9 protein-coding genes are annotated in these 12725 nt (G+C 62.2%); 3 read left to right on the forward strand and 6 right to left on the reverse strand.

Features of this window, described 5'->3' with window-relative positions; all coding sequences use genetic code 11:
* Window positions 1-55: 55 nt before the first annotated feature.
* Window positions 56-616: a hypothetical protein gene (locus tag BHU06_RS21075; RefSeq protein WP_070401195.1), complete on the reverse strand. Its 561-nt coding sequence runs from the start codon at window positions 614-616 to the stop codon at window positions 56-58.
* Window positions 617-985: 369 nt separating this feature from the next.
* Between BHU06_RS21075 and BHU06_RS21080 the strand changes: the two genes are divergently transcribed.
* On the forward strand, window positions 986-1543 hold the full coding sequence (locus BHU06_RS21080) for a hypothetical protein (RefSeq protein ID WP_070401196.1): 558 nt from the start codon (window positions 986-988) through the stop codon (window positions 1541-1543).
* Between the two features lie 35 nt (window positions 1544-1578).
* Window positions 1579-2079 (forward strand): hypothetical protein, encoded by a 501-nt coding sequence (locus BHU06_RS21085; protein WP_070401197.1) that lies wholly within the window; start codon window positions 1579-1581, stop codon window positions 2077-2079.
* A gap of 74 nt (window positions 2080-2153) precedes the next feature.
* Here BHU06_RS21085 and BHU06_RS22690 read toward each other — a convergent pair whose 3' ends face one another.
* The 4 genes from BHU06_RS22690 to BHU06_RS22895 all read right to left on the reverse strand — a co-directional run bounded on the left by BHU06_RS22690 (window position 2154) and on the right by BHU06_RS22895 (window position 9430).
* A complete protein-coding gene (locus BHU06_RS22690) occupies window positions 2154-2780 on the reverse strand; it encodes a hypothetical protein (protein WP_139147162.1) in 627 nt (208 codons plus the stop codon).
* 389 nt (window positions 2781-3169) lie between these two features.
* Window positions 3170-8320: a DEAD/DEAH box helicase family protein gene (locus tag BHU06_RS21095; RefSeq protein WP_070401199.1), complete on the reverse strand. Its 5151-nt coding sequence runs from the start codon at window positions 8318-8320 to the stop codon at window positions 3170-3172.
* Between the two features lie 261 nt (window positions 8321-8581).
* Window positions 8582-8983, reverse strand: coding sequence for a hypothetical protein (locus BHU06_RS23070; RefSeq protein WP_254668214.1), 402 nt, complete (start codon window positions 8981-8983; stop codon window positions 8582-8584).
* 3 nt (window positions 8984-8986) lie between these two features.
* Entirely contained in the window at window positions 8987-9430 is a 444-nt protein-coding gene (locus BHU06_RS22895; RefSeq protein ID WP_070401201.1) for a hypothetical protein, read from the reverse strand.
* A gap of 411 nt (window positions 9431-9841) precedes the next feature.
* On the opposite strand from BHU06_RS22895, the gene BHU06_RS21110 reads away from it, so the two are divergent.
* Complete coding sequence (locus BHU06_RS21110) at window positions 9842-10624, forward strand: hypothetical protein (RefSeq protein WP_083293367.1); 783 nt, start codon at window positions 9842-9844, stop codon at window positions 10622-10624.
* 128 nt (window positions 10625-10752) lie between these two features.
* Here the strand turns inward: BHU06_RS21110 and BHU06_RS21115 are convergent, their stop codons facing one another.
* A complete protein-coding gene (locus BHU06_RS21115; RefSeq protein WP_070401203.1) occupies window positions 10753-11310 on the reverse strand; it encodes a glycine zipper domain-containing protein in 558 nt (185 codons plus the stop codon).
* Window positions 11311-12725: the final 1415 nt, after the last annotated feature.

A 12725-nucleotide genomic window follows, 5' to 3' on the forward strand; every position in this document is an offset into this window, starting at 1 on the left:
CGGGGGTTGGGGTGGGGTCGCTTGCGCTGCGCATGGGTGCGGACTTCATGAGTGCTCAGCGCTTGGCTGGGTTGGGTGCGGTGCACTGATCGATGGCCGCGATGGCGTCGTCGAAGACTTGCTTGGCCTGGGCGCGCTCGATGCCGTGCTGCTTGTGCAGGTTGTTCATGGCCGAGGTGAGGTGCAGCAGCAACTCGCGCATGTGCTGCTCGTCGTACTGGCTGGCCACGGCGCCGTTGGGCATGGTGATGCGCTGCGCCTGGGGCAAGAGGGAGAGCAGCAGCATGCTCCACTGGTCGGGGATGGGCGCGAGAAAGTGCATCCAGTAGGGCCACTGGGCGTGCAGCTGGGCCAGGTACTGGCGGCACTCGGGGATTTCGTGGATGGCGCGGGGATCGTCGTTGTAGCCGTCAAAGACGAGAAGGACAGAGCTGGCAAAGCGCTCGGTGTTTTCGCGGGTGCCGCACAGGTGCATGAGGTCATCGACGCTGCGCCCTACGCGCGGGTTGTCGACCTCGTCGCGGCTGACGACCACGCAGATGCCGCCCACGTCGGCGGGGATGGCGTCGAGGCCGCTGCCCAGGTACAGATTGGGGATGGGTTGGAAGGTGTTCATGGGGTGTGGTCGGGCTCGGTGTTGGTGGGGTTTCAATAAAACATATATGAATAGCTGGCTACGTCAACCCCGACTCCCCCTCCTTCCTGATAAACCTCGACGCACGTGCCGCGGGGTGCGTGGGGCTCGGTGGGTGCGGGCGCCATAGGTGCAAGGTGGGCTCAAGGAGGGGGGAAGGTCAATCAATAGGGCCTCCCCCCCGCCGGGGCGGCTCAGGATCGCGTGCCTTGTGGGGAAGGCTGCCGGCTAGTTATTTATCTTTTATTGAAAGGACTCGATCCACCTCCACACCACCCGAGCCGGCGCAACAGCGCCATCCTCCCTCGTTGGCCAGCGCGCGTAACCCCCGCCGCGCTCTATCGTCTGGCCATGCCCCGCCGCCTTCGCTCCCTCCTTCGCCTGCTGCCACGCACCCGCAGCGCGCGCGCACCCATCACCGTCTACAGCAGCACCGTCATGGCCTACCCCGAGGACGCCGACGCAAGCGCGAGCGAGTTGCGCGCTCAGCACGCCGGTGACCTGGCCATCCTCAATGCCGCCCTGGCCGAACTCGCCCGCGCCTGCCCCACAAGCCCACTGCTGCAGCACGACGTCGCCAAAGGCGTCTACGAGATGGGCGTCTACACCTTCCAGCACCACGGCTGGCGTGCCGCGCAACGCCTCACCCCTGACCCCCACGCCCTGCAGCGGGACCATGCCCGTGACTTCGAGGCACGCCGCCAACACCTCATCGAAGCGATCGGCGCCTCCCCCATCGAGCGACGCACCACCCGCCTCCTGCGGCTCCTGCGCCGGCAGACCATCACCTGGCGCGGGCGCCTCTACCCCTCCATGCACGCCGCCCAGGCCGCCAAGAACGCCGAGCTCGCGCGCCTGCGCCGCTGCTCCCCGGGGGAGCAGCTGGAGCGGCGCGCCGCGCACGCCTGAGCACACAGCCCACGACCCGAGCACACCACTTCCACATGACCACCGCCCACCTGAGCCATCTTCCCCAGCAGATCAGCCTGCCCCGCCAGCCCTTCCAGCACGGTCACTTCGACGGCGAATGCTTCATCCGCGCCCACATCAGCGCGCAGCGACTGCTCATCCTGTGCGCGCAGCTCAGCCACTACAACGGCCCCTCAGTCACCAACGCGGTCGAAACCATCGTGGCCAGCACACTGCAAACCCTGGCCGAAAAGGGCGCCCTCGACCACTTCGCGCCGGCGCGCAAGGCCTGGGAGTTCTGGCGCCCCAGACGCGATCTGGCTTCGCTTACTCAAGCCGCCCTGGCGCGCCTCACCTGGGTCGAGCACTACAGCGCCAAGACCTCCATCTCCAGCGAGCCCACCTGGGCCGTCGTGCACAGCCCCGTCCAGGCACCGCAGTGGTCCTACGTCAAAGTTGATGCGCTCAGCACCGCCCTGGCCACCGACAAGCGCTTCTTCCTGGTCGACCCCGATCTGCTCTACAGCGGCAACTAAGCGCCGCGCGAGCCAAAGAAAAAGCCCCCTCCTCGCGTGAGCGAGAGGGGGCTTTTCAGTTGATGTTTCTGCGTTCAGGTTGCCAGCGCGCGCGCGCGCATCTCGCGCAGCGACGCGCGTCGACGCATCACCTGTGCGATCACCCGGGCGTTGCCACCGAAGTTGGCCGCGGCCTCGCAAGCCGGGAAGGCCTGCGTGCGCTCACTCGGATGCGCTTTGAGCAGCTGGCGCAACACCGCGTCGGCCTCCCCGGTGGTGAGGATTGCCGTCTCACGCATGCAAAAGAGCAGCCGCCCGTAGCGGCGCTCGCGGCCGTTGCCGTCCAGTTGCACGCGAGCGCGTGCCGCCGCCGGTGCCAAGCGCTCAAAGAGAAGCGCGTGAATCGCCTGCTCGGCCAACGAGGCAGCGCGACGATGCACTTGCCCGGCCAGCGCCAGGCGCACCAGATCGAAGATCTCACCGTAGGGCGATTGGCCCATGGAGCCCGGCCAGCACGTCTTGCCGTGTGCGGCAAGCAGGCGCTGCGCATGTTCTCGCGATGGAAATGTCGCGACCACCGCATCCTCGCACGCACGCCTGGCCAGCGCATCCAGCCGCCCTAGCAGGCAAGCCCGATTGAGGTACAGCAGGTTCTGCGCCAGCGGTTTCGCACCGGCTTGCAGCATTTGCGCATCGCTGCGCACAAGGTCTTGGGAATTCATGATGAAACTGGAATTTCGCCAGACCCCCCGCCCCAGGCGATAGAGCCCGGCAGGGTTGGAGAAGATGGGGGACTGAGAAAACCGCAGATCCCCCGGAAACGGTCAAGGCAGGCTTGACGATTCGCAGCAGCGAAGGTGAGCGCAATGTAGCGCGCACGCGGCGTGTTGTCCGCTCACCCGGTCCAGCAAAGGCGCAGGAAAGCACGGCCCGAGTTACCCACCGTTTCTGGGGATAACTCCCCCCTTGGCGACACCCCGCAGCGCGCAACCCCTTGTCGGCCAAGACATCGATCTAGATTGCCTGTTTTTTCAGCAGCTGATGGCCGCGGCGTACGCGTCGACCAAAAAAAACCCCCCGCGCCTTTCGGCAACGGGGGGTTGTACAGATGTCACGCGGCTTCGGCCTCCATGGCTGAAGTGCCGGCCGCTGACTTGTCGAGGTCCAGTTCCGCCTCGATTTCGCGTTGGCGCTTGCGCGCGGCCTCGAGCTCCTCGCGGAACTCGAAGCCCTGGTCGAGCATGGTCTGGATGCCGGCGAGTTCTTCAGTCTTTCGACCGAACTCCTCGCGCAGCTTTGAGGGCAACTCCACAAAGGCTCTGATGCCCTCATAGGTCGCCACACCCACGCCATGCCTGTCGTGCATCGCCGGCCGATCCACACGGGCACGAGTGCCCATGGTTTGATCCACCAACACGAGGTCGGTGGTGCCGCCCCAGACACTGGTTTCCAGCGCGAACGTGCCGATCTGACCGAACCTCACGTCACCGCGAAGCACGCCCGAGACAGCCTTCAGCGCCAGGCCCACCGCCGTGCAGTTGTCGACCTCACCCGTCATCGCCGCCGCTGCCGTTGCCAGCAGGGGTTTGAATGGCGTTTGCTCCGTGATCGCCGCGGCTTCCCGCGCCACGACCTCGGCTTTCGGCATGTTGTGCTCGATCCAGTTGAGCCGGTGCTGCAGTTCAGCCTTGCGGCGTCCCATCTTCCAGCGGTCCTGCTCGTAGTGGTCCATCTTGAGCGACAGCTTCTGCACCGTCGCGTCCACCGATGCCTTCTCAAGCACCAGCGGGTTGCCCGACGCAATTGCCTTGATTTCTGCATAGGACAGCGCCGTCATGGAGATGTCCTCCACTGTGCGCAGCCCCTGTTCGGCCGTCATCACCTGGTCGATGAATTTGGCTTTTACATCCAGCAGGTTCCAGCTGTAGCTGTCGAACGACCCCTCGGTCACATAGCGCCACAGCTCCACGCTCTCGCACAGGTTGCCCTGGCGATCGCATCGGCCGTCACGCTGCTCCACATCCGACGGACGCCAGGGGGCGTCAATCTGATGGACCGCCTTCAGCCTGGTCTGCACGTTGGTGCCTGTACCAAGCATGGGCGTGGAGCCGAACAGGATCCTCACGACGCCGTCCCGAACCCGTTTGAACAACTTCGCTTTAGCGCTGTCGCTCGCATGGTCCTGGATGAACTCGATCTCGCCTTCGGGGATTCCCTTGGTGATCAGCAGTCGCTTGACCTCCTCGTACACCGAAAGCCCCGGCGCTCCGGGCGTTCCCAGATCGCTGAAGACCAGTTGCGTCACCCGCTGCTGCATTCCCTCTTGCCAGATGCGGTGCACGTTGTTGGCCACCTTCGCGAGCTTGCCTACAGGATCAAACGGCGCGAACGGCAGAACCATTCGCACGTCAATCGCCGCGCGGCGCCCGTCATTGGTGACAGCGAGCATGTTGTCTTCCTCAGGCTTGACGCCACGGTTGCGAATCTTGTCCGCGCGCGCGACCAGCCCCTTGATGAACTCCTTGAGCACCGCGCTGGGCTCTGCCACCATGACCTGGGGTTTTCCGCCCTCGATCGTCGGTGTCGGCAGCTTCAGCATGCTCTTCGTTTTCACATCAGCGACCCCTTTGAAGATCGCCATCAGTTCTGGCAGATTCGAGAAGCGACAGAACCTGGTGTTGGTCCTGAAGCCACTTCCATCCGGTGCCAGCTCGATTCCCGTGACGCTTTCGCCGAAGCTTGCGGCCCAGGCGTCGAACTCGAAGATGCCGTAGCGCCGAAGCGTCTGCGGCTGCAAGTACACCTGGAATGTGTGCATCTCGCAGATCGAGTTCGCAAGCGGCGTCGCCGTTGCCATCGTCAGGCCCTCCTCCTTGTTCCCGCGCGCGCACATGATGACTCGCGTCTTCATGTACACATCGAACGCCCGCTGTGAGGCGGTGTTCGGAATCCCCGCGATGCGTGGCATCTTGGTGATCTTCTGCAGGTTTTTGTAGGCGTGCGCCTCGTCAATGAACAGGTGATCCACGCCCAGCTCATCGAACCAGACGGTCGTTTCATCGGCCCTCTCGTTCTCCACCAGGCGTTCCAGCTTGGCTTCGTAGTCCTTCATTCGGCGCTCGATCTCCTTGATGGATCTCTTCGCGCCCGAATCCGACGTCAGGCTCAGCGACATGCGCGCCTCCTTCAGCATCGATTCGATGAACTCTCGTTGCACTGCAGGACTCAGCATCAGCCTCTCGAAGGTCGATTGCGTCATCACCACAGCATCCCAGTCCCCCGTGGCCACGCGTGCCACAAAAGTGCGGCGTTTGTCGCCACTGAGATCCTCTTTTGTTGCCATCAGCACCTTGCTCTGCGGATACAGGCGCAATGCTTCGGCACAGTACTGCTCAAGGGTCGAACCCTGAACCACATGCAGCGGCTTGCGAGCTTTGCCGAGTCGGCGCAACTCCATACCTGCGGCAATCATCGTGAGCGTTTTGCCCGCGCCAACGCAGTGCGCCAGCAGGGTGTTGCCATTCACGACGATCCGCCAGATGGCGTCCTTCTGGTGCGGGTAAGGCACAACCACCGCGCTCATGCCCGGCAGCTGAAGGTGTGATCCATCAAATCGTCGTGGGACGACTTGGTTGAACGTGTCGTTGTAGAGGCGCAGCAGTCTGTCGCGTCGCGCGTCGTCTTGGTACACCCACGACCGGAATTGGTCGCGGATCGCCTGCCACTTCTCGCGTGCACTCAGCGTCGCCTGGGGATCGACCACCGACTTTCCGTCGATGAGCACCGTCACGGTAGGAGGCTGCTGGTTCAGCGCGGCTTCCACCAGCTGAAGCGCACAGCGCTTGTCCGTTCCCCACTTCGTTCGCTGCAGCGTGTGGTCGCCCACATACTGCAGTTGGTATTGCGCCTTGACGCTCCACGTTGCCGTGTTCGCGTCATACGCCACAGTGATGTCATTCTTCTTCGCGTTGACCAGTTCCGTCGCAAACGCCTCGATGACGTCGCTCGGAATCCAAGGTGCGCCCAAACGGGCTTCCACCTCCGCCGGCCCCAGATCGGCCGGGACCACTGCCTCCAGCGCCGCGATGTTGCACTCGTAAGCGGGCCCCGCGGCATTGGCTTGAGTGATCTTCTCGCGGATGTTTCCAGAGAGGTACTCATCGGCTGGAACCCAGCGCGCGAGCACCGGGTCGCGAAACGCCGTGCCGTGCTCCTTGAGTTCCTTCACGACCTCCATCACCGGCTTGCCGGTTCGGATGGCCATGTCCTTCAGAACGATCTGACCGTAGACGGCCAGGCTCAGCAGCATCGCGTCCTTTGCGGTATCCACCTTGGCAGGCAGTTCCACTTGTCCAACGGTGCGCTTGGTGAAGATGTCGGCCTTGACAGCCTTGCCTTCCTCATCGTCCCAAATCTCCAACGCCAGCATCAGCGGCCAGCTGGGGTCTCCGCGCATCACACGGCTGTTTGCCGTGGTGCTCAGGTAGCCCATCTGCGCCACATAGCCATCGTAGACCCGGTTCAGGTGGGCTTGGTGCACTGCAAGCTGTGCATCGTCTTGCGACGACGCCTGGAACTCGATCACGGCTTTGACCGCATCACGCACCTCCACCATCCCGAGCAAGCGCTTGCGCGCCGTGCCCACGTACAGGGAGTCCACGTCGATCAGCTCCTCCCCTTCGGAGATGCAGATGGCACCGTTGCGCAGCACAAACGAGCCCGGCTGGGCCTGCGTGCTGTTGTTGTAGCGCTGCATCGAACTCACCGGGGGTTCGCCGATGCCTTCCTTGCGCGCTTCGTAGACCCCTTGCGGGATCTTCTTGTCGATCAGCTGGTTGAGTGTCTCCCCCAGTTCCCCGATGCCTGCATCGAACACTGGAAGCGCCTCCTCGCCGTACTGACCTGACGTCCACACCAGCTTGCCCAGAATGTGTTCGGGGTTTCGCAGGTAGTAGCTGTTGATCGATGCCTTCTGCAGCAGCGACCGGCCGACGGAGCGGTTGTAGACGTGCCTTTCCGCTGTCTCCCCCGCTTTGAACATCGCGTCGTTCGCACTACCGATTTCCACCCAGGCCGCCTTGGCGGCGTAGTCGGGCAGTTCACGGCGCTTGAACACCAGGATGTCCGTCACCGCTTGCGTGTTGGCAAACGATTCGAACGCCATGGTCGGAAGACGAAACGCCCCCAGCAACTCGGCATGAGCCGAAAGCCACTGGCGATGCTTGTCCGAGACGCTGTCAAGACTCTGTCGAGTCGTGATCACCACCATGAGGCCGCCCGGTCGCACCAGCTCCAACCCCTTGCCGAGGAAGTAGTTGTGGATGCTCCAGTCGGCATACGGGGCCTTGCTCACGTCCTTCGTCTTGAATTTGCCGAAGGGAGCGTTCGTGACGACGAGGTCGTAGAACGACGTGGGCAGCTTCGCTTCTTCCAGTCCACAGGCATGCACCTGCAGTCCGTACGGGGCGAAGTTGGCCTCGAGGATGCTTGCGCTGACCGGATCGAGTTCGACCGCGGTCAGTTCGCTCTTGGCCACCATCGCCTGCGGCATGCCGGCAATGATGTGGCCCACGCCGGCCGCTGGCTCCAGCACCCGGCCGCCCTCGAATCCGAGTTGGGCCACGATTCGCCAGAGCGCTTGCACCAGATACGGGTCGGTGTAGAACGCGGTGTTCACGGAAGACTGCATCGCTGCAAACTCCCGCTCACTGGTCAACGCCTTGAGTTCATCGCGCAGCGCCGAGAAGGCGTGCGGCGACGAACCGTCCGGCGAAAAGACCCTTGCGGAGCCACCCCAGCCGCTGTACTTCAGCAGCTGGACCATTTCCTGCGCACCGGGCTTGGACTTGTCTTGCGACAGTCGTTGCATCAGCCTGATTGCATCGATGTTGGCCTGGATGCGCTGCTCGGCCGAAGCCGAGGGGCGGTATTCATCCGAGTCGATCAGGGGCCACAGCGTCTTGCGAATCGCAATGTCCAGATCGTTGTCGTTCTCACCCCACCCCGCCAGGACCTGGTCAACGATATTGCCAAGAGCATCATCGTTGTCGGCCTGGGCGCTGCTGAGCACTTCGACGTTCTCGCCATCTTGCGGCGGCTGCGACACGGGCTCTGCCATGTCGAATGCCACCTGCGTGATGACGGAGGCAACCATCGCGATTTCGGACTTCTGAGACGGAATCTCGAAGTCTTCCAGCGTGAGGCCGCCCACCCACAGCGACGCCTGGGCGTTGCGCGGGTTGTGTTGGGCATTGGATGCCATGCGTTTCTCCATTTCTGTCGAAGAAATGCGGGAAACACACCCCCCCCTGCGGGAGTGGCGTGCATTCCCGCGAAGGTTGTTGAGGTTGGTGTCGGCCCCCCTGGGCTTTGAACTCCAGAGGAGCATCGGGTCGCGCTAAGGCTTCCTGATGTACGGTGAAGGCGGCATCGTCATAGGCGATTCGCCAACTTGTTCAAGGACTCTGTATGCAGGACCCTTGAAAAAGCCCCCTCTTGCGAGGGAACCTTCGTTACTTGTTGTTCAGAGTTTGGCCGCCTCGATAACCCAGGCCTGTCTTGCGTTGTGCTTGAGTCCTCGCAGCGTGAACAGCGCGCGTCGCGCCCGGGAATCGGGCCCGCGCGCGTCGACCGTGCGGCAGACGAACTCGCCAGCCATCGCCTGTGGCCACACGGGCGAGATCGCATCGATCAGCGCCGTCAAGCGGTGCCCCTGCTCCAGGTGAACTCCGTGCTCACGCATGGCGCGGGCGCTCCACTCGACGAAACGTTCGTAGGTATCAGCTTCGATACCCACCGACGCTGTCTTGGTGGTTCGTGAAGCAATCGCGCTGACATCAACGACTGCACCGCTCGCCACAAGTGCGCCGTAGTCGGGTGAAGACGCGTCCAGGACGCGGAACTGGTTGTATTGCGAAACTCGCATTTCTCAACCCCAGCTCCGGTTGGCTTCTTCTTCGCGAAGCTCCTCGTCACGGCGCTCCTCCTCGCGGCGCTCCTCCTCGCGGCGCTCTTCCTCGCGCAGCTCCTCTTGCCGAAGTGCTTCTTCGCGGATCGCGTCGTCTTCCGAGTCGCTGCTGCCACCGAGGTGGAATGCATCCATCAGCGCGCTCATGTCGTGCGCTTGCTTTCGTGATGTGCAAAGCTGGTTGATCTGCTCCAGGTCTGCGTGCGCCTGCGCGCCGGCCACCGTTGCTTCTTTCACTGCCTTCTCGATGCGCGTTTGCTGAGCAACGACCATCGCCCGTTGCTTTCGCGCCTTCTCCTTGGCTCTGCGCTCGTCGCGCGCCTTGCTGCTCGCTGCGCCGTCGTAGCCGGCGATTGCGATGCTGATTCGGCGCGGACGCTCGATGTCAAAGTGGTTTCGTGCCATGGGGTCCCTTCCGCTGGCGCTCGAGCTCCAGCCCGACGCCGCGCGTGGGGGTCACGGCGCCGCTTCGTTTGTTGTCGTTCATGTTGTGTTTTCCAGTTTGGTCTGTCGACCTTGGCCAGGACGTAGCTCGGCTCTGTCGGCGCATCTGCGTCAACTGGTCGAACTCGCCTTGGGATGTGACCTCTGCGCCGAGGCTATTTGCCTCAAGCACCCGGGGGCCGGGTTGGTCATTCGTTGCATGCTGGCATGTCGCCAGCGAAGGCAGGAAACTGCCAATCAGCGCCCATAATAGGGGGTTGAAAGGTGCTTCGTCAAAGAACCTGGCCCAGCACTGGACTGACCGCGTTCTACGGGCCAAAACCCCTGTGTTGCGCGGGCAGGCGCCTCAACCTTTGGTCGTACATTGGTCCGATGGACAATGCCGCCGACCTCTTGACCACCGCCTTTCTCGGCCCATGGGTTCGCTCAGGTGGCGATAGTTCGCGCATGCAGCATGTCTACGCATCCGTGCTCCACTGGTACGAGGCGGCCAAGTTCATGCCGCATCACCCTGAACACCGCGACGCAGTGCTGTTTCAACCTAGCCTGAAAGAGGTCAGGCGCTATACCAAGCTGCGCCAGAGCGCCTGGCGCTCGGACTGGAACCTCGTTCGCCCATCAATCCTCATCGCAGGACTGGGCTTCCTGGCAGTTCAACGGCCTGAGCTCTCCCTTCGCTCCTTGGATCTGGCCACCGTCAAAGCCGGACTCGCCCCGATGGCGCTTCCAGAGCGGTTTGTGGAAGCCTGCCTTGGGCGCTTTGACGTGTGGCGTGGTGGCCCTCGCATCGCCTTCATCGGCGCTGACGCGGCGCCCGATCAGATTGTGGGTAAGGCGGTGGCCAAGCTTGTATCTGCCCTGCCCACCTGGACCTTGGTGAGCACGTCGATGGGTCGCACGCCCTGGCGCGTACACGACTGGTGCCTGAGCCACTTCATCCCCGTGGAATACCTTGGCACGCCAACGAGCAAACTCAATCCCCGCATGCTGGTAGACCTTGTCGAGCACGCCGACCAGGTTGTGGTTTTTGAGGAGCGACAGTCCAAGAGGCACGACGCGGCTATTGCCCATGCGCGAAAGCTAAAGAAGAAGGTCTCACTCGAGCTCTACGCGAACAGTTCGGAGCAGCCCCGTGAGTTGTCCGGGTTGAAGTAGGCCTGTGCCGAGACCTGGCGCCAGCCACTGCAGAACAAAAAAGGCCGACCGCGTGAGCGATCGGCCTTTTTCTTGTTTCTGGAGAATCTGGCTAGCGTTGCTGTACCAGACACTGTGCGTTCCGACCTTCAACGAATGAAGGCGACGTTACCTTCCGACCGCTTGATCACACGCCATTTGCCAGCAGTGTTGCTCAAGTAGACACGCTCGCCCGAGACCAGGTGGTCATAGGGAGCAGGTTGCACAATGGTGACTACCCGCGCAGGCCTGCCGTTGGGTCCGAAGACCTGCAGCACAATTTCCTGCGCGTCACTCGTCATCACAGCGCTCGCGGCACGCTCGCCAAAGATCCCACCAAGCGCGGCACCCACGAGGGCACCCACATGTTGGTTCTTCGCGCTGGAGCCGATTGCGCCACCGACAGCAGCGCCGATACCGGCGCCAGCTGTGCGAGTCTGCCAAGTCGGTTCGGCGGCCTTGATGCGGACTTGCATCACGACTGCTTCTTCGGCCTGCGAATAGACCTGCACTTGACCGTTGCCATACACGTTGCCCGACTGGGCTTGTGCCGGATCAGGGATCATCATCATGAAAGCGACGACGATGAACGCGAGGATCTCTGTCATCGCTACCGCGATCGAGCTGGCGGGAGTGTTCCGGATTTTGGAGACGATGTTGAACTTCATGGGATTTCCTTTGGGTAAAAAGCGCAAAGGAACCCTCCCTGCAGGGAGAATTCCCTGCAGGGTTGCGTAGTGGAGACGTGCTTGATGATCAGTTGTCATCAAACGTGGCATTGACTGGTCGGAGGGGCTCCGTGTCAACGGCCATTTGTCTTCTCGGTGATGCTCGGCTGACGTTGAACATGCTTGCCCAGTGAAGGCGCAAACATGGACGAGCAGTCCGACATGGCGAAGCAGCTGTGCATATCAGTTCCCTGATATGGGGCCTCGTCGACGGGATAGACCCCGTCAGGTTGAAGTCACGCGGTGGGCGTGCGAATGCTCGGGAGAGCAAGGTGGTTGAATTCTACCGTCGCCGGGAAGATTCTTCTAGTCAAACGAACCTGCTTGTGATCCTCTGTCACTGCACTTGGAAGCCTGACGAGACATGTCGCCAGACTGATCCGCCACTAGGGCGGTTCAGACCATCAATTTGGAAGGTACAGGGTATCGGGAACCCACACGCCACCATTTACACCGAGGCAGTGGGGGCCGATACAACCTCTGTTGTTGTGCATCCATGACGTGAATGCCTCACGGCTGTTCCAGTAGATCCACCCTGATTGACGAGTGAGGTAGCCGTTATTGCACTGGTATCTGGCGAACACCTGTTCAGCCATAGCTGCTCCAATGTACATGACACCGCCGCTGGCGATGTTCGGGATCCCAACGCCAGGGTATCCATCAGGTCCCACGGGTCTACCTGATGCTTGACCAGTTGAGTAGCCCGTGCCGCTCTCCATCTGGTTGCGCAGACGATACTGGGTTCCAGGGATGCGGTTCAGCCCGGTAGCTGCCTCTTGAGTAGTGCATCCCTTGGGTGGAGCGGGCGCAGCGCATCCACCATTTGACGTCAGCTGCCACGAGCCAGCGTTACACATGAAGGTTGCAGAGCCAGTATTACCGTTCACGCTTGGCAGGGTTAGAGACTGACCGCTGTTGAGCGTCGGAAAATTCGCTCCACAAGTAGCGCTCGCTGTCCAATAGTTGGCTTGAGCAGCACAGGTCGTTGTGATGCAACTTGACGTCGTAGGTGTACCAGCCCAGACGCCATTCGAACAAGTGTAAGTCGCTTGCCCGGTAGTGGGATTCAACGAGTCAACAGCCGTACCAGCCAGCCGTGAGAATGTCCGCGGCAAACTTGCGTTGCAAGTGGAGCCAGACACGGTCCATGACTTTGCAACCGGCTCACATGGCAACTCACCGGCAGTGATGACTGTGCCAGGCTGGGCAACTGTGTGATTGTTGACCTTGACCTGCCCCCTGTAGACGTACCAATCAGAAGTGGAAGTCCGGGGCGAAGGTTAATCGATGGTGTTGGGGGTTGATGGGAGTTGAGCTGCATCGCCAGCGCGCTGGCGATGCAGCTCGGCGAAGCG

The sequence above is a fragment of the Hydrogenophaga sp. PML113 genome (assembly GCF_001777155.1).
In the GTDB taxonomy this organism is placed as follows: Bacteria; Pseudomonadota; Gammaproteobacteria; order Burkholderiales; family Burkholderiaceae_C; genus Hydrogenophaga; species Hydrogenophaga borbori.